This window comes from Parafannyhessea umbonata, assembly GCF_900105025.1.
In the GTDB taxonomy this organism is placed as follows: domain Bacteria; phylum Actinomycetota; class Coriobacteriia; order Coriobacteriales; family Atopobiaceae; genus Parafannyhessea; species Parafannyhessea umbonata.
This window is the reverse complement of the sequence record NZ_LT629759.1, coordinates 2,205,002-2,221,397: the sequence shown is the minus strand read 5'-3', so window position 1 is coordinate 2,221,397 and position 16,396 is coordinate 2,205,002. Positions and strand designations below refer to the sequence as shown.

The window sequence follows — 16,396 nt, the reverse complement described above, 5'->3', positions numbered from 1 at the left end:
GCCGGCGACGTCGTCGAACTTCACCTTGGGGCGCGTCTCCTCGGAGGTGCGCGCCTTCGTGGCGCGGCCGAAGTTCATGGTGCGGCCGTTCGCGCCGTTCATCTGGTTCATGAAGTACACGAACGCGACGACCACCAGGATGGTGGGGACGACGGTGATGAGGACGGACTGCAAAAAGTCGCTCGACGACGTGTCGATGGTAAACTTCGTGTCCGGCTGCTTCGCCATGAGCTCCTGCAGGCTGTCCGCACCCACGTAGTAGCTCTTGAAGCGGGACGCCTTGTTCTTCTCGCCCACGTCCGCCGTGTGGCGCCAGTACGTTCCGGAGAGGCTGCCGTCCTCCGTCTTGTACGTCACGCTCTCTATGCGGTCCTGCTTGACGGCGGTCACGAACTCGTTGGTGCTCATGACGTCCGCGGACGGCTTGCCGCGAAACGCGCCGTAGCCCGTGTACACCGCGTAGCACAGCGCTGCGATCATGACGAGCGTGACGATGAGGGACCTGCGGGAGTTGGGGCCGTCCGGCCTGAGGCCGTTGGGGTCGATCCCGCTCCCGCGGTCGTGCTTCTTGTTGTCCGACACTAAGTGACTCCTTGCGTTGCGTTGCTTGCTTTTGGCCTACTTGCTGTAGACCTCGGGCTTCAGGATGCCCACGTAGGGCAGGTTGCGATAGCGCTCGGCGTAGTCGAGGCCATAGCCCACGATGAACTCGTTCGGGACGTGCGCGCCCACGTAGTCGGGCGTGATGGCCGCCGTGTGACCGGGGATGTCCTTCACGGCGAACGCGCAGATCTTGATGGACTTGGCGCCGCGGCCGCGGAGCAGGTCGACCAGGTAGCTGAGCGTGAGGCCAGAGTCGAGGATGTCCTCCGCGATCAGGATGTCGCGGCCCTGGATCTCTGTGTCGAGGTCCTTCAGGATCTTCACGACGCCCGAGCTCTTCACGCCCGCGCCGTAGCTGGACACGGCCATGAAGTCGACGGCGCACGGCACGGTGATCTGGCGCAGCAGGTCCGCCGTGAAGACGAACGCGCCGCGGAGCACGGCGACTACCAGCGGGTTCTTGCCCTCGTAGTCGCGACTGACCTCCTGGCCCAGACGGCCCACGATCTGCTTGATGTCGTCCTCGCTCAGGATGACGCTCTCGATGTCCGGATGCAGCTCTGCCATTGCGTTCCCCTTTCGCTTGTGTGCGGGGCGCGCGACGGCTGCCCCTGCATGCGCCGGCCTTGCGGGCCGACCATGCCTCCTGTGCGGTCAGTCCCTACCAATGCCCAATTCTAGCAGCAGCCTTGTGCGCGGAAGCGTTCGAACTCGCTCGTCCGGCCGTATCCCCGCGACCCACACCACCGCCCCCGTGGGAGACGTGCGCACCACGGGCACCTGCGGGCGGTCCGCCGCCGGGACCTTGGCCTCGTTCAGGAGGTCCGAGAGCTTCTTGCTCTGGCCGTGCATGCCGAGCGGGCACATGACGTCGCCGGGCGCGGCCGCGTCCACCCACAGGCGCCCGCCCTGCGCGAGGTCGAGCCCGCAGGCCTCCGCGTCGAGAAGGACGGACTGGCCGTCCCACTCCACGGCGTGGGCCCGAGCGACGGCCTCCGGCGAGGACCCCGCCGGCACCTGCGCGAGACGGGCGGAAAGCCGCCGCCCGTCGGGCAGCGACACGCTTCCGGGCACGTCGAGCCACAGGGCGAGGGGGCCGCTCTTCTCGCCCTGCGCGCGCACGAACAAGAGGCCGTACTCCATGCGGGCATCGCAGCCCATGGGCGTGGACGCCGACCCGCTTCCCGCCGCGACGAGCGACAGCACGCGGTTGATGTGGCGCGCCTCGAGCCGGGCGTCCGGACAGACGGCGAGCATGGCCTTTCGCACGACGCGCCGCGCGATGGCGACCTCGCACGCGGCCAGGCGCGCGCCGTCGAGCGCGACCATGGTGGGCGAGCTGCGGCGCATGAGCTCGCGGTACGTGCGCGACGCGACCTGGTTCATGTAAGCGTCCTCGTCCGAGAGGATGTCGCACGAGGCGGACATGCCCGACGTCAGGCGCGGGTTGCGCTCGCGCAGGAGCGGCATGACCTCGTGGCGCACGAAGGCACGCAGGTAGCGGGTGTCCGCGTTCGTGCGGTCCTCGCGCCACACGATGCCGCGCATGCGGAGGAGGTCGCACAGCTCCTCGTGCGTGCGGTCCAGCAGCGGCCGCACGATGCGGTTGCGCCGCCGCGGTATGGACGAGAGGCCCGAGGGCCCACTGCCGCGGATCGCGTTCATGAGGAAGGTCTCCGCGCGGTCGTCGGCCGTGTGGGCCGTGAGGATCCGCGCGGCGGATCGCGGCACGTCGACCTCGCGGCACAGGCGGTTGGCGAGCTCCGTCGCCTCGCGGTAGCGCACCTCGCGGCCGACGTTCTCCACGTTGGAGCCCGCCTGCTGGCCTAGCCCCTCCTCGCTCGCGAGCCCGGCCACGTCCACGCGCCGCACGGTGCACGGGATGCCGAAGCGCGCGGAGAGCTCGCGCACGAACTCCTCGTCCTCCTGCGCGTCGAGCCCGCGCAGCCCGTGGTTGACGTGCAGCACGTGCAGGCGCTCGCGCGCGATGCGCGCCGTGCCGCGGCCGTCGTCGATGTCGAGCTCCGACGTCGCCGCAAGCAGCAGCAGCGCCGTGGAGTCCGCCCCGCCCGAGACCATGAGCACGACCGGCGCGCGCAGGCTGTCGTCGCGCTTGGACGACGGCCTTAGGAACCGCTGGTCGGTACGTGCGAACCTTCTGCTCACGCTTGGCAACGATGCCTCCGTCCGGACGAGCGCCCCGCGGCGCGGCGCCGCGACCCACCGAGGGTCGGCGGCGCGAATGTCAGTAGCAAGTAAGTGTAGGATACGCCGACGCGGGCGGACGCGGCGCCGCGGAAACCCACGCGACACGCAGGGCGCCACGCCGCCACGCGCCGCACACCACCATGCACTACAATGCCTAGCTCGAAAGCAACCTCGGCCGCACCCCGCGGCCGCCACCCCCGGGAGCAACATGACGCCCAAGATGCACCTGTACGTACTGGCCAGCGGATCCAAGGGAAACGCCGCCGTGGTCGAGGGCCCGCAAGGCAGCGTCCTTGTCGACTGCGGCATCTCGCGCCGCGAGCTCATGCGCCGCGCGGACGCCTGCGGCTGCGACCTCGACCGCGTCACGCACGTCCTCGTCACGCACGAGCACTCCGACCACACGCGCGGCCTCCCGGTGCTCAGCAACCACTTCGACGGCGAGCTCCTCGCAACGGCCGGCACCGCCGGCGGCGCAAAGCCCCTGGTCAGCCTCCCGTTCACGCTCGTCACGCACAGCGAGACGCTGCGGCTCGCCGGCATGGTCGTCACGACGTTTCCCACCTCGCACGACGTGGCCGACCCGTTTGGCCTGCGCTTCTCCGTGCTCGACGCAGACGGCCAGATAGAGGATTCCATCGGCTGGTGCACGGACACCGGCTACCTCACGGCAGAGGCCCTCGGCCAGCTGCGTGGCGTCCGCATCCTCGGGCTCGAGAGCAACCACGACGTCCAGATGCTCGCCCACGGCCCGTACCCCGCGTGGCTGCGGGCGCGCGTCGGCGGCGACGCCGGCCACCTCTCCAACGACCAGGCCGCGGACGCCCTGCCGCTGCTCGTGACCCAGGACACGGAGACCGTCGTGGCCCTCCACCTCTCGCAGAAGAACAACCGCCCCGCCACGTGCGTCCGCACGCTCGCGCAGGCCATGGGTGCCACGGTCCGGCGCGACTCAGACGGCGCGCCGGAGGCCCGCACGCCCGACGGCCTGCTCACCATCTGCGTCGCCAGCCAGGACGAGCCCCTCGCCATCTGGTAGCATCCGCGCCCGCCGGCGAGAAGAGCGCGTCCCCTCGCCACCGGCCGCCCCTTACGCCCGGGCAGCGCCGTCCTTCTCGGCCTTGGCCTCGCGATCGCGCAGCTCGCGGCCAAGCCCGATCGTCATCGGGATGGCGACGCTCACCGTGATGACGTCTGCCACGGACTGCGCGGCCTCCACGCCCGCAAGCCCAAACAGGCGCGACATGATCGCGACGGAAGGCGCAAGCGCAAGTCCCAGCCTGCACAACCCCAAAAACGTGGCCCGCCACATGCGGCCCGTCGTCTGCAGGGCAAAGTTCGTGATCATCGCCACGCCGGTCAGCGCAAGCGTCACGCTCTGGAACCTCAGCGTCACGGTTGCGATCTTTATGACCTCGGGGTCGTTTCTGAACACGGTCACGATCTCAGGCGCAAACGCGAACGTCAGCGTGCACACCATAGCGACGATCCCAAACGCCACGCGGTGCGCAAAGCGCATCCCCTCGCGCACGCGCTCGTAGCGCCCCGCGCCGTAGTTGTAGCCGCACACGGGCTGGAACCCCTGCCCAATGCCGATCTGGATGTAGTTGCCAAAGCTCACGATGCGCTGCACTATGGCGATGGCCGCAATGGCCGCGTCTCCAAACGGGCGCGCGGCGTTGTTCAGCACCGTAATCGCGAAGCCGCCCACCAGCTGCCGGGCCAGGGACGGCAGGCCGCCGTTGTTCACCTCGCGCGCAAGGTCGCGCCCCCACGCCAGCGCCCCAAGCGATAGGTGTGCCACGTGGCTCCTCTGCATGCCGGCCAGAAGCAGACAGAAGCTCAAGAACTGGCAGATGATCGTCGCCAGGCCCGCGCCGGCGATCCCCAGGCCCGCCACAAATATCAGAAGCGGCGCCAGCCCAAAGTTCAGCACCGCGCCAGAGACAAACGCCACCATTGCGTACGCGGATTCGCCCTCAAAGCGCAGCTGCTGGTTAAGCGTCAGCGCAGCGCACATCCACGGCGCGCCAACCAGAATCAGGCCGATGTACGTCCGGGAGTACGGCAGAATCGTGGGCGTCGACCCCGCCAGCACGCACAGCGGAGCCAAGAACACGTGCCCCAGCACGGCGATCGCCACGCCGCACCCAAAGGACGCGGTCACGCCCACGGACGCCATCGTGTCCGCCATGCGCTGGTTGCGCATCCCAAGGTAGCGCGACATCGCGTTGCCCGTCCCCTGCCCAAAGTAGAACCCGACGGCCTGGATCAGCGTCATCACCACAAACGCCACGCCGATCGCGCCCTCCGCCGAGGTAGATATCTGCCCAATGAAGAACGTGTCCGCCAGGTTGTAGACCGTGGTCACCAGGTTCGACACGATGGAAGGCCAGGCAAGCGAAAGAACCAGCCTCGGAATGGGACTCTCCGTCATCTGGCGATACTTCCGCGCGGCCGTGCCGCTCAGACCTCCCGTCGCGCCGGCTTGCTCCGGCTCCCCGGCCTCGTGCGTCTTCTCCACCCGACAGGACTTCCCCTCGGCTCCACGCAGCCCGGCAACCGCAGCGCCGGCCACTGCTCGTCTCTCACCCCCACCACGATACCGCACGATTCCGCCGCGTATCCCCTCGGCACAATCCCCACGGCACAACTACCGGGCGAGAAGAACGCGCCCCCGTCGTCCAAATTGTTATAGAAAATGTAGCGTTTATCTCGTGGCAACGCCAATGTGCGCGTCGAGGTGTCATATCCTAGTACGGTCAACGTGAACCCCCGCGCAGAAGGAGAACCCCCATGTCCGATTCCAAGAAGCAGCTCGCCGGCGCCGTCGTCGCCCTCGGCGCCACCATCACCGAGGCCATGGACGCCGTCCCCGGCTTCGTCCCCTGCGGCACGCCCGCTCAGGTCATCGTCGACGCCATCCGCACCTATGCAGACGGCGACGATGCCGCGGCGGCCGGCACCGCCCAGGACGTCCTCGGCTTTGTCCAGCACGTCAGCGAGCACCGTGGCGTCACCGCCCACCAGGCCGCAGACGTCGACGCGCTCTCCGCCGAGCAGTCCCAGCTCGCCCAGAAGGTCGTCGACCTCGCCACCTCCGCGGAGGCCGCGTCGCTCGACCCCGCCCGCACGGAGTGGATGTACCGCGCGCTCGGCGCGCTCGAGGCCGGCAGCGCCAAGGCGGCGGACCTCCTCGCCCAGGCGTAGCGCCTACCCCGCGCCACCCGCACGCAGAAGGGGAGCCCGTCGGCACTCGCCGGCGGGCTCCCCTTTCGTTCAACCTCGGCCTATGCGGCCGCGCGACTCGCTAGAAGTTCACGGGCTCGTCGTAGTAGCAGCAGGTCAGGATCTTCTCGAAGTCCTCGGGCTTCGTCTCGCGCGGGTTCTCGGGCGTGCAGGCGTCCAGCGCGGCGTTCGCGGCGATCGTCGGCAGCTTCTCCTTGAACTCGGCCTCGGAGACCATCACGGGCTCGCCCGTGGCGTCGGCCTTCACGCCGCCGTTCGCGTAGTTCTTGATGCCCTGCGGAATGTTCAGCTTGTCGTTCATGTTGCGGATCTCCTGGACCAGGGAGTCAACAAGCTGGTCGTCGGTCTCGCCCGGCAGGTGCAGGATCTCCTTGGCAACGTACGCGTAGCGCTCCTTGGCGCGGGAGTCCTTGGAATTCCACTGGATGGCCTTGCCCAGGTACATGGCGTTCGCGCAGCCGTGGATGATGTGGCCGTTCTCGAAGGCGGCACCGGTCTTGTGCGCCATGGAGTGCACGATGCCCAGCAGGCCAGAAGAGAACGCGATGCCGGCAAGGCACTGCGCCTCGTGCATGTGCTGACGGGCCTCCTTGTCGCCGGTGTAGGAAATCGGCAGCCAGTGGTGAATCTCGCGGATGCCGTGCAGGGCGTCGGCATCGGTGAACATCGAGGCCGCGGTCGAGACGTACGCCTCGAGGCAGTGGGTCAGCGCGTCCATGCCGGTGTGCGCACACAGCTTGGCAGGCATGCTGTAGGTCAGCTCGGGGTCGACGATGGCCACGTCAGGCGTGATCTCGAAGTCTGCGATCGGGTACTTGATGCCCTTGTGGTAGTCCGTGATGATGCTGAACGCGGTCACCTCGGTAGCGGTGCCAGAGGTAGAGCTGATCGCGCAGAAGTGGGCCTTGTGGCGCAGCTCGGGGATGCCAAAGACCTTGCACATGTCCTCGAAGGTGCACTCGGGGTACTCGTACTTGATCCACATGGCCTTCGCGGCGTCAATCGGCGAGCCGCCGCCGATGGCGATGATCCAGTCGGGGCCAAACTCCTGCATGAAGGCGGCGCCCTTCATGACGGTCTCGACGGACGGGTCGGACTCGACGCCCTCAAACAGCTTCACCTCGAAGCCGGCGTCCTCCAGGTCCTTCTGGATGTCCTGAAGGAATCCGCCGCGACGCATGCTGTGTCCGCCGGACACGATGACGGCCTTCTTGCCCTTCAGGTTCTTGACCTCGTGGCGAGACCCCTCGCCAAAGTACAGATCACGCGGGTTGGTAAAACGGCCCATAGTAAGCTCCCTACGCTTGCGCCCGACACCTCATGCGACGGGCTGGTTTCCGTACACACGTAGGCATATCACATTCCACCGCCCTCGTCGGTAACTATTCGGCAATAATGTCCTAAATATTGCCGAATGAAGCATTAAAATGAATTGAACCCATCCAATGGGCAAACTTTATTGAAAATAGTTGTCCATCAATCAGTGGACAACTCGCCACGCGGCACTCCGCGCGCAGGGAGGGCGAGAAGAACATGGCCACGTTCCTCAATGACAGTCCCGTCTTCGGGCCGGTCCGCAGCAGGCGCCTCGGGGTCTCCCTCGGCGTGAACCTCATGCCCTCGACGGGCAAGATCTGCACGTTCGACTGCATCTACTGCGAAAACGGCTTCAACTCCCAGCGGCGCACGCGCGACGGCTATGCCACGCTCGAGGACGTCGCCTCGGGGCTGCGCGCCTCGCTCGAGCTCATGGCCGCAGACGATGACTTGCCAGACGTCATCACCTTCGCCGGCAACGGCGAGCCCACGGCAAGCCCCATCTTCCCCAAGGCAGTCGACGCCGCGATCGCGCTGCGCAACGAGCTCGCCCCACAGGCCAAGATCGCCGTGCTCTCAAACGGCACGTTCGCGGACAGGCCCGCCGTCCGCGACGCCCTGCTCAAGGTGGACGACAACATACTCAAGCTCGACGCCCACGCGGACGCCCTCGCGCGCGCGATTGACCGGCCAAACGTCCCCTATTCCGTGGAGCACCAGGTCCAGGCCTACGCCGCCTACGACGGCCACGTCATCGTCCAGACCATCTTCCTCGAGGGCACGTTCGAGGGCCACGACGTCTCCAACACCTCGTACGACCAGGTGACGGAGTGGCTGGAAGACATCAAGCGCATCGCGCCGCAGTACGCCACCATCTACACCATCGCGCGCGACACCCCCGCGCCAGACCTCCGCAAGGCCAGCCGCGAGACCATGGACGCCATCGCGGACCGCGTCCGCGCCGCCGGCATCCGCTGCCAGGTCTCCTACTAGCTCCGGCACCAACGCCGCAGCCTTTTTGCCTTGTCTTTTTCGCCATCTACCTGCACTTCTCAACATACTGAGTAAATTTACTCAGTATGTTGAGTACAACTTGGTGTCGCGTCCGAACGGCACCAAAGGTAGCGGTGGGTCTCGTCAGAGCGACATGGCGCAGTTCCTCTCCCGGCACCCGCAGGCAAAGCGCACCGTCGTGGGCGGCAGCTCCTCAGGAGCCTGCACCTTGGACAATTTCCTCCGCGACCTCGTCCCCTTCCTCTACCATGACTTCGTACGGGAACGCCATCATAGTCGCGGCGTCGTACGCGTCCTCATCACCCGCTCCGGGTCCTGGGTACAGCAGACGGCGTCAGCAAGATTCCCCTCGGCTCGTACGGCTTCCAGGCGTAGCGCCCATCTCGCTACGTCGGCCCCCAGAGGTCACGAGCTATCTCAAACTGACGGTACATGCCAAATGCCTCACGCCGGATTACCGTCATGGGGCATGGAGCCAAAGGATACTCCCGATGGATTCGGGAGCCATGTCGCCCCGGGCCACGCCGTAAGCTATACGGTCGATGGCGTACGACCCTGTGGGCACCTACGTGCGTCCCTACGCGCGGACCTCGAAGGGCGTGTCCTCCCCGCGGCTGAACGCCAGCAGCGCGGAGGCGGAGTTGAAGATCATCGCGCGGACGTCCTCCGCGGTGTAGAACGCCATGTGCGGGGACACGATCACGTTGGGGAACGCCATCAGCACGCTGCGGTCTCGGTTGGGCAGGACGTCCCGGCTGAGGTCGCGGTAATAGAGGTCGGCCTCGTTCTCTATGGTGTCGAGCGCGGCCGCGCCCACCTTGCCGGACTCGACGGCCGCAACCAGCGCCTCCGTGTCCACCAGCATGCCACGTGCGGCGTTTACCAGCACCACGCCGTCCTTCATCTTGGCAAACGCCGCCGAGTCGAGCATGTGGTAGTTCTCGGCCAGACCGGGCGCGTGCAGGGCTATTGCGTCTGCCTGCGCAAGCAGCGTGTCCAGGTCCACGTAGGTTGCGTACTTTGCGACCTCCTTGTTGGGGTACGGGTCGTACGCAAGAATCTTGCAACCAAAGCCGGAAAGGTGGCGCACCACGGTGGAGCCAATGCGCCCCGTGCCGATGACGCCCACCGTGGAGGTGGAGATATCCTTGCCCAGCTTGCCGTGCAGGCCAAAGTCCTGCGCGATCGAGTGGCGTGCCAGCAGCTTGACCTTGCGCTGCGCCATGAGCAGCAGCATGATGGCGTAGTTGGCCACGCCCTCGGGCGGATACGGCGCGTTGGAGACGCGCATGCCCAGCTTGCGCGCGTGGGCCACGTCGATGTGCTCGTAGCCTATGGTGCGCGTGGAGAGGTAGCGCACGCCCTGCGCCCAGAACGCGTCGAGCAGCTCCGCCGGCATGGGGTTGGTGATGATGCAGAGCGCGTCGTGCCCCGCGGCAAGGTGGGCGTTTTCAAGCGTGGGATACTCGCTCGTCCAGTCGAACTCGAAGCCAAGCTGGCTTGCAGCTTCCTTCATGTAACCAAGCTCGTCGTATTCGCGCAGCGCATAGGCAAAAAGCCTCATCAGAAGATCCTCCCCAGGTAGTTGACGGCCCGCCGTGGCACCCGGCTACCGCGCGCGCCGCCTCTGGCGGGACGCAGGCGCAGGACGTGGGCCTGCCGCCGCGGCCTTCCCCGCGGCACATGGCACCATCTTAGTTGACGCGCCGCGCCGCACGCGAAGCGTGCCCATCCGTTAACGTTGGCAGGCTATGCAGCGTCGTTCGTCGCGAGCGCACCCCGTTCGTCGCGAACGCACCCCGTTCGTCGCGAACGCACCCCGTTCGTCGCGAACGCACCCCCGTTCGTCGCGAACGCACCCCGTTCGTCGCGAACGCACCCCGTTCGTCGCGAACGCACCCCGTTCGTCGCGAACGCACCCCGTTCGTCGCGAACGCACCCCGTTCGTCGCGAACGCACCCCGTTCGTCGCGAACGCACCCCGTTCGTCGCGAACGCACCCCGTTCGTCGCGAACGCACCCCGTTCGTCGCGCCCCGCCTGGCGGCGTCGGGCGCGACTCACATGCCGCAGGCAATGTCCGCAACAAAGGCGGCGCGACCTTCTTGCCCGCGTCCGCCGAGCGCTACCAATACGCTGCTAGAATGTGCGCATTGATTGTCACCTCTACCTAGGGAGAAGAACCATGCGCCCTGCCAAAGCGATCGACCTCGCCACGGGCCCCGCGCCGGACGGCGCCGCGAACGGCCCCACCGTCGCCTTCGTGTGCACGCACAACGCGTGCCGCAGCCAGATGGCAGAGGCGCTCGCGAGGCGGCTGCTGCCCCGTGGCACAAAGATCTTTTCCGCGGGAACGGAACCCGCCAGCCACGTGGACGAGGGCGCCCTCGCGGAGCTCGCGCGCCGTGGCGTCGGCACGAGCGGCCTGCACCCCAAGCCGCTTTCCCAGCTGCCGCGCGTGGACTGGCTTGTTACCATGGGCTGTGGCGTGTCTTGCCCCAACCTGCCGTGCGCGCACCGAGAGGACTGGGGGCTGCAGGACCCCATGGGCGGCTCGCCTCGCGCCTACCAGGACTGCGCCGACGCCATCGTCTGGCACCTGCGCGAGCTGGGCGAGAAGATCGCGCGCGCCTAGATTGCGCCGCCCCCGCGGGGTGCAACGCCGCTTGGGCGCGACGCCGGCCTTGGGCACGACGCCGCACGGGGGCACAACGGAAGGACGGATGGGAAGCCACATGACAGACGACCAGCTGAGGACGATCTTCAAGGCGCTCGCGGACGCGCGGCGCCTCGCGATCGTGCGCACGCTCGAGCGCGACGGAGAGGTGTGCGCCTGCAACCTGCTGGACGGTCTGGACATCAGCCAACCCACGCTGTCGCACCACATGAAGGTCCTGTGCGACAGCGGCCTCGTGCGATGCCGCAAGGACAGCCGCTGGTGCCACTACTCCGTGGACGCCGCAATCGCGCGCGAGGTGTCCACGGCCTTTGGCCTGCTTGCGGACGCCGCGGACAGCGCGGGTGACGGCGCCTCCGTCTCCAACGGCCCGTGCGCGGACGGCTGTGCCGATGCGTGCAAACGCGACGCCCCGTGCGACTGTGGCTGCGGCGGCAACTAGCACGGCCAAGGCGCCTCAACTACAAGCTTGCGCATGTCTTGCCGCGGCAATATCCTGTCGCGGCAAATTTCGTGTACTCGGAGTACATGATTTTGCGAAATTTCGTGTATCTCAAGTACACGATTTTGGAGTCGCCATGCGCAGAGGGTTCGAGCAAACAATCGAAGGCTGGTGGCAGAGTCAAGATCCTAGGCCGCTCCTCATCAGAGGTGCAAGGCGCACCGGCAAGACGTACGCCGCAGAGGAGGTCGGACGCCGCCTTGCCGGCGACGGGTTCGTCAAGCTCGACTTCCAGACCGACCTCGACCTGATCGCGCCCCTGTTCGGCGGCCCCACAAGCGACGTCGACGCAATAATGTCCCGCGTGGCAGACTACAAGCGCGTCAGACTGTCCAAGGAGACCGCGTTCGTCCTGTTCGACGAGGTCCAGCTGTGCGAGCACGCGCTCAACTCGCTCCGGTTCTTCTCGGGCTCCGGCTGGCGCATCTGCGGCACGGGAAGCCAACTGGGCGTCGCCACCAGAAGGCGCCACCTCCCGTTTCCCAGCGGGGTCCGACAAGAGACCATGCATCCCATGACCTTTGAGGAGTTCCTCTGGGCCGTGGGAGAAGAGCAGATGGCAGACGCGATACGCTCCCACGCCCTCAGCCTCGAGCCGTACCCCGCCCACCAGGAGGCGCTGCGGCCCGTTTCGCCTTTACCAGGTTGTCGGCGGCATGCCCGCCGCCGTGGCCGCGTACGCCGCGCGCTGGCAAAAAGGCAATCGAACCTCGCACTACTTGCTGCCTAAGGTGTGATTTCGTTCGAGAGCCAAGCAATTGCCTCGGCTTGACGCACTTTCCATAAACGGAGCAAAGGCATACCTTGTGTGATCGCCGCACGCCTTTCGGTCCATGCTCTCCTAGCCCAGATTGAAAAAGAAAGTGCGCATCACCCATGTTTCTGCATATTAGATGTATTAGTTCCACTGATATGTTTTTTCTGGTTCATGCATTTCGTTTGAGAAAATTAAGGAAAGTTAGGATTGAGAATTCATGGCCGTTGCCAAGCATATGTCCGCTCGTAGCCAAGAAAGTTACGAGAAGAATCGGACGTCTAAAGATAGTCCTTCTACCTGCGGATTTATAAAGCGACAAACTCCCTAGGAAAGTTACGGGAAAGTTAGTCTTACGCCCAAGCGGGAACATAACGCATATATCGCGGAGCGGTTTCAGGGTCGACCGGCTTTATTAAGCCATCTCCGACCGCCGTCGCCAGCAGCTTCGAGACGGTCGAGGAGCTGGGGCCTCCCTCTCCGAAACGACAGCGAAGCGATTTGTTGGTCATAGCCTCGCCGTTCGTGAAGCAAATGCAAGCGTGCCAGTAGCAAGCCATAACGCGATCCCGTAGGCTCATCGAACGATAGGGCACGTAAGCGAGCAGGGAAATTCTCACGCTGCCGCCCGCCCCCTCATATTCAACAGCCTTGGGCGCCGGGAGATACAGCGCCTCGCACGAAGAGATGATTCTGTCCCAACCGGTTCCGAGTTCTTCGCAAAAACGAAACCGTCTCATCAGGCTCGCAAGCTTCTGGTTTCGTGATTTCGGAGGGTTGTCAACCAACCGCATAAGATCCACAAGCGACGTCCCTGGGTTGGTGAAGTCTACGCGATCGGAAAACACCTCTACGACGGGCCCGCTACCAGTTACCGTAAGGTCCTGATGAATGAGCGCATTAGCGAGAATCTCACGAATTGCCCTTTCAGGATAGGCGGTTGTTTGGACCCTCACTGCACCAATAATGTCCTCTTTTGAGGGTGTAAGCGCCATTATCATTTCGACTGCCGACTCGAACTCAACAGCATAACCGCCTTCGTAGTCTTTGCTTCTGAGTATCTCGCTCCGACCTCGCCCCTTATACTGAACGAGCCTTAATGCCTTCCTCGCAACCGTAGGAAAGTCTTTGAGGTTCTTGGCCAACAGAATTGCGCCAAGGTTCGTCACAGCATAGCGCCCATCATCCTGACGCAGAATTATTTCATCATCGCAGAGGTAGTGCGCAACTTCGTCTCGTGACTGCGGCATCGGCGCCCCAAGCAAATCGAAGTACTTTGGAAAGTCAAGCAAAGACAGTGCATCAGGAAGAGTCAGACCTCCCTTGGCCACAATGCTCTCGAAGTCCGATTTTGTAATTCGACTCCAAACCTCTGATTCTATGGCAGGATACTCCCGCAACTTCTTGGTGTAGCTTCCCACCCGAATGTAAGGAACTCGTTCGAAGTCAACGGTATGGTAAAAGGCCGCCCGCACCATAAGAACTGTCACATGCTTTTCGCACACTACGTCCTCTGCAAACTCGAATGACGCGTTGTCTGTCAACTGATGATGGAGCCAGTTTTCAAGCTCCTCATTGCCCCGCTTTTCAAGCCGATATCGGAAGGAGCTACCAATGACGTCATGTGTTTTATCATCGACGCCCCAAACCATATACGCCGTAGGTATACCCAGCCTGCAAGCAGAATTAGCTAGCGCACTTATCCTTTGGCCAATCATCTCAGCATCCGAGTTGTTCGTCTTGAACTCAATCCATTCTGTCTCGGCGTCGTGATGGCATAGCTCCTTCACAAGCAGCGCAATATCAACATCGGTACCCATGAGACCCCGTCGTCCGAAAATATAGTTCCAGATATTCTACAGCACTACCTAGCCCTCAATATGAGCCGCGTCGTCACCTTAAGTGGAGCGATAAACCGCGGCACACAAAAACGGCCAGAGACCGAAGCCTCTGGCCGTTTGACATTCGTGGTCGGGTTGACTGGATTTGAACCGCAGTCAGCGCGCAACCGTGATTAGGGTGTCACCCACTTCAACATTCTCGGCTTCTGCAACCTTCACCCTGCGACCCTGTTCCTCCAGGTCGCCCGAGTTGGAGACTGCCATGATGACGGTGTCGTCGTATCCCGCCTTCGCCACTTTGTCCCGATCGAAGGCTACCAGGGCGGAGCCTGCCTTTACGGTCTGCCCCTTCTTCACCTTGACATCGAAACCGTCGCCCTTCATCTCTACCGTGTCTACGCCCACGTGGACTATGACCTCAACGCCGTCTTCGCAGGCCAGTCCAAACGCATGGGGCATTGCCGCCAGAATGGTGCCGTCGACAGGCGCAAAGACCTCACCGCATTCCGGACGGATGCCCACCGCGCGGCCCATCATGCCTCCGGCAAAGACGGGGTCGGGCAGATCTTCCATGCGCACGACGGTGCCCGAGGCCGGGGCCTTCACCACAAGCGCCTCGCCCCTCTCGTCAACGCCCTTCTTACCCCTCTTCATCCTGTCAAAAAGCCCCATGCTTTCTTCCTTTCTGTTAGTGCGAGTACGTCTTCTTGGTCCTCGTCCATGGGTAGGCAGCCTCCAAGCGGACAGGCACTACGCCACGCCTTATGCCCTGCGACCCTCTGCCCTCTCCAGGGCGGACATGACCTTTTCGAGAAACACAAGCGCTCCAGCCGTAAAGTAGTTTGGCTTGTAGTCCCTCGTATTCGACTTGTTATTCTTAATGACCACGTTCACGGACGAAAGCTTCGAAATCGGCGTGTCGTGGCTCGCCGTAATCGATATGACCGGACACCCCGCCTCTAGCGCCTCAATGCACGAGGGAAGCAGAGCCATGCCACTTTCGTTTATTACGATGAGTGCCGCAATGTCATGCTCGCCACGGTCGTGCTCCGCGATTCCGGGATAGAACGGTACAGCCCAATAGCCGCATTCCGAGAATCTTGCAAGCAGATAGTCCACGCATACCGCCGCGTCCCCGACCGCGTCCACGAGAACCAGATGACCCCTGTTCCTGCGAAGAATCGATGTGGTAACAGAGACGCACTCGCCCAAGGCTCCGCCCTCGGCCCTGTCCTCTGCATAGTAGTGGACGAGCTTGGTAACGAAGTCGCTCCACCCCTCGTACCCAAGTGACTTTGCGACATTTGCGACAGTCGACCGCGCGATGCCGGTCCTTTCAGACACCTCGCTCACCGTAACGCGTTTGTGCTTCATAGCTGCTTCGCGCACGACCTTGTAGACGGCTATCTGTCTCTCTTCACTCCCCATTCGCTGACCTCCGTTGAGCATAGTGAGTCAACGCCTGCTCAAACACCATGAGCGTCTTGGGGACAAAGAGATCGACATCCTCGTCCTCGTTTGGGGATATCCGCACCAACAGATCTGCCTCCTGCGCCGCCCTTCTGTCCGGATCGTCAGAGAATGCGACTATATCGAAGCCCGCGTCTCGTGCAGACCGCAGCATCCCCATCCCATACCCCGCATCCTGTTCGTGGGCTGCCCTGCGAGGAAGCTCGCGGTGCAGGATGAAGAATGCCGTACCGCACTCAAGCACCTCCCTGCGGGCCATGGCGTAATCGGTGGACATCGTCGCGAACAGGTCAAACATGGCAAGTTTCCGGCTCATATATCTGGCCACGACGTCGCTTGTCCTGCGGTCACCCGTAAAGATGAAGTTTCTTCTGCCTTCACAAAGCCTCAGTCGATCGGCCAGCTTGCAAACGATCTCCTCGCAGTCGCCCTCGACGAGCTTTCCGGGCAACAGGACGCCGCTGCTTGTCTGGGCATTGAACCGGATGTTGTGAACGAGGTCGTCAAACCCCTGATACCCCAACTTCTTGACCGCCTTGATTACGGTGCTCTTCGACACATGGCACTCCTCGGCCAGGAATGTCAGCGACACCTCCTCGTTCTGGGAGATGTGGTGCGCCAGCTCACGAATGATGTACTCCTCGAGCCTAGTGAACGTCTGCACATGCCCGCTTTCGACGTGGCCGCGCTTTCTAAGAGTCTCGTTGCTCATTTCCAGGCTCCAACTATCTCAACATCATCCGCGTTCTCACCACCACGCGCC

15 protein-coding genes are annotated in these 16,396 nt (G+C 64.0%); 6 read left to right on the top strand and 9 right to left on the bottom strand.

Going from position 1 to position 16,396, the window contains the following annotated elements; translation table 11 throughout:
• Positions 1 to 618: 618 nt before the first annotated feature.
• Both hpt and tilS read right to left on the bottom strand, forming a co-directional pair.
• Positions 619 to 1,170 carry a hypoxanthine phosphoribosyltransferase gene (hpt, locus tag BLT96_RS09950; protein ID WP_090863943.1) on the bottom strand — a complete coding sequence of 184 codons (552 nt, stop codon included), beginning with the start codon at positions 1,168 to 1,170 and terminating at the stop codon, positions 619 to 621.
• Positions 1,171 to 1,257: 87 nt separating this feature from the next.
• Positions 1,258 to 2,769: a tRNA lysidine(34) synthetase TilS gene (gene tilS, locus BLT96_RS09945; RefSeq protein WP_336433188.1), complete on the bottom strand. Its 1,512-nt coding sequence runs from the start codon at positions 2,767 to 2,769 to the stop codon at positions 1,258 to 1,260.
• Between the two features lie 250 nt (positions 2,770 to 3,019).
• Here tilS and BLT96_RS09940 point away from each other — a divergent pair, with 250 nt between their 5' ends.
• Entirely contained in the window at positions 3,020 to 3,850 is an 831-nt protein-coding gene (locus BLT96_RS09940; RefSeq protein ID WP_090863939.1) for an MBL fold metallo-hydrolase, read from the top strand.
• Between the two features lie 51 nt (positions 3,851 to 3,901).
• Here BLT96_RS09940 and BLT96_RS09935 read toward each other — a convergent pair whose 3' ends face one another.
• Positions 3,902 to 5,335 carry an MATE family efflux transporter gene (locus BLT96_RS09935; protein WP_245719274.1) on the bottom strand — a complete coding sequence of 478 codons (1,434 nt, stop codon included), beginning with the start codon at positions 5,333 to 5,335 and terminating at the stop codon, positions 3,902 to 3,904.
• Between the two features lie 272 nt (positions 5,336 to 5,607).
• On the opposite strand from BLT96_RS09935, the gene BLT96_RS09930 reads away from it, so the two are divergent.
• The gene (locus BLT96_RS09930; RefSeq protein WP_090863937.1) at positions 5,608 to 6,021 is read left to right on the top strand and encodes a hypothetical protein; all 414 of its coding nucleotides are present in this window, start codon (positions 5,608 to 5,610) and stop codon (positions 6,019 to 6,021) included.
• 100 nt (positions 6,022 to 6,121) lie between these two features.
• On the opposite strand, the gene BLT96_RS09925 is transcribed toward BLT96_RS09930, so the two are convergent.
• A complete protein-coding gene (locus BLT96_RS09925) occupies positions 6,122 to 7,348 on the bottom strand; it encodes an iron-containing alcohol dehydrogenase (protein ID WP_090846037.1) in 1,227 nt (408 codons plus the stop codon).
• Between the two features lie 245 nt (positions 7,349 to 7,593).
• On the opposite strand from BLT96_RS09925, the gene BLT96_RS09920 reads away from it, so the two are divergent.
• Complete coding sequence (locus BLT96_RS09920; RefSeq protein ID WP_090863935.1) at positions 7,594 to 8,370, top strand: radical SAM protein; 777 nt, start codon at positions 7,594 to 7,596, stop codon at positions 8,368 to 8,370.
• Positions 8,371 to 8,968: 598 nt separating this feature from the next.
• Here BLT96_RS09920 and BLT96_RS09915 read toward each other — a convergent pair.
• Entirely contained in the window at positions 8,969 to 9,955 is a 987-nt protein-coding gene (locus BLT96_RS09915) for a D-isomer specific 2-hydroxyacid dehydrogenase family protein (protein WP_090863933.1), read from the bottom strand.
• Between the two features lie 619 nt (positions 9,956 to 10,574).
• On the opposite strand from BLT96_RS09915, the gene BLT96_RS09910 reads away from it, so the two are divergent.
• The 3 genes from BLT96_RS09910 (at position 10,575) to BLT96_RS09900 (ending at position 12,298) form a co-directional block, all read left to right on the top strand.
• Entirely contained in the window at positions 10,575 to 11,024 is a 450-nt protein-coding gene (locus BLT96_RS09910) for an arsenate-mycothiol transferase ArsC (RefSeq protein ID WP_090863931.1), read from the top strand.
• A 100-nt stretch (positions 11,025 to 11,124) separates the two neighbouring features.
• The gene (locus tag BLT96_RS09905; protein ID WP_090864350.1) at positions 11,125 to 11,508 is read left to right on the top strand and encodes an ArsR/SmtB family transcription factor; all 384 of its coding nucleotides are present in this window, start codon (positions 11,125 to 11,127) and stop codon (positions 11,506 to 11,508) included.
• A 136-nt stretch (positions 11,509 to 11,644) separates the two neighbouring features.
• On the top strand, positions 11,645 to 12,298 hold the full coding sequence (locus BLT96_RS09900; RefSeq protein ID WP_245719273.1) for an AAA family ATPase: 654 nt from the start codon (positions 11,645 to 11,647) through the stop codon (positions 12,296 to 12,298).
• Positions 12,299 to 12,675: 377 nt separating this feature from the next.
• Here BLT96_RS09900 and BLT96_RS09895 read toward each other — a convergent pair whose 3' ends face one another.
• The 4 genes from BLT96_RS09895 to BLT96_RS09880 form a co-directional block, all read right to left on the bottom strand.
• Positions 12,676 to 14,142, bottom strand: a complete 1,467-nt coding sequence (locus BLT96_RS09895) for an ATP-binding protein (RefSeq protein WP_090863929.1) — start codon at positions 14,140 to 14,142, stop codon at positions 12,676 to 12,678.
• A 177-nt stretch (positions 14,143 to 14,319) separates the two neighbouring features.
• Positions 14,320 to 14,835 (bottom strand): PTS sugar transporter subunit IIA, encoded by a 516-nt coding sequence (locus tag BLT96_RS09890; RefSeq protein ID WP_090863927.1) that lies wholly within the window; start codon positions 14,833 to 14,835, stop codon positions 14,320 to 14,322.
• Positions 14,836 to 14,925: 90 nt separating this feature from the next.
• A complete protein-coding gene (locus tag BLT96_RS09885; protein WP_157692213.1) occupies positions 14,926 to 15,591 on the bottom strand; it encodes a MurR/RpiR family transcriptional regulator in 666 nt (221 codons plus the stop codon).
• Positions 15,581 to 16,345 carry a MurR/RpiR family transcriptional regulator gene (locus BLT96_RS09880; protein ID WP_090863924.1) on the bottom strand — a complete coding sequence of 255 codons (765 nt, stop codon included), beginning with the start codon at positions 16,343 to 16,345 and terminating at the stop codon, positions 15,581 to 15,583. Before BLT96_RS09880 ends, BLT96_RS09885 begins: the two co-directional genes overlap by 11 nt.
• Positions 16,346 to 16,396: the final 51 nt, after the last annotated feature.

What these genes read in the sequence shown, in the direction of transcription:
- hpt (WP_090863943.1), bottom strand. Translation starts at nt 1,170, where the DNA reads ATGGCAGAGCTGCATCCGGACATCGAGAGCGTCATCCTGAGCGAGGAC.
- BLT96_RS09940 (WP_090863939.1), top strand. Translation starts at nt 3,020, where the DNA reads ATGACGCCCAAGATGCACCTGTACGTACTGGCCAGCGGATCCAAGGGA.
- BLT96_RS09930 (WP_090863937.1), top strand. Translation starts at nt 5,608, where the DNA reads ATGTCCGATTCCAAGAAGCAGCTCGCCGGCGCCGTCGTCGCCCTCGGC.
- BLT96_RS09925 (WP_090846037.1), bottom strand. Translation starts at nt 7,348, where the DNA reads ATGGGCCGTTTTACCAACCCGCGTGATCTGTACTTTGGCGAGGGGTCT.
- BLT96_RS09920 (WP_090863935.1), top strand. Translation starts at nt 7,594, where the DNA reads ATGGCCACGTTCCTCAATGACAGTCCCGTCTTCGGGCCGGTCCGCAGC.
- BLT96_RS09915 (WP_090863933.1), bottom strand. Translation starts at nt 9,955, where the DNA reads ATGAGGCTTTTTGCCTATGCGCTGCGCGAATACGACGAGCTTGGTTAC.
- BLT96_RS09910 (WP_090863931.1), top strand. Translation starts at nt 10,575, where the DNA reads ATGCGCCCTGCCAAAGCGATCGACCTCGCCACGGGCCCCGCGCCGGAC.
- BLT96_RS09905 (WP_090864350.1), top strand. Translation starts at nt 11,125, where the DNA reads ATGACAGACGACCAGCTGAGGACGATCTTCAAGGCGCTCGCGGACGCG.
- BLT96_RS09900 (WP_245719273.1), top strand. Translation starts at nt 11,645, where the DNA reads ATGCGCAGAGGGTTCGAGCAAACAATCGAAGGCTGGTGGCAGAGTCAA.
- BLT96_RS09895 (WP_090863929.1), bottom strand. Translation starts at nt 14,142, where the DNA reads ATGGGTACCGATGTTGATATTGCGCTGCTTGTGAAGGAGCTATGCCAT.
- BLT96_RS09890 (WP_090863927.1), bottom strand. Translation starts at nt 14,835, where the DNA reads ATGGGGCTTTTTGACAGGATGAAGAGGGGTAAGAAGGGCGTTGACGAG.
- BLT96_RS09885 (WP_157692213.1), bottom strand. Translation starts at nt 15,591, where the DNA reads ATGGGGAGTGAAGAGAGACAGATAGCCGTCTACAAGGTCGTGCGCGAA.
- BLT96_RS09880 (WP_090863924.1), bottom strand. Translation starts at nt 16,345, where the DNA reads ATGAGCAACGAGACTCTTAGAAAGCGCGGCCACGTCGAAAGCGGGCAT.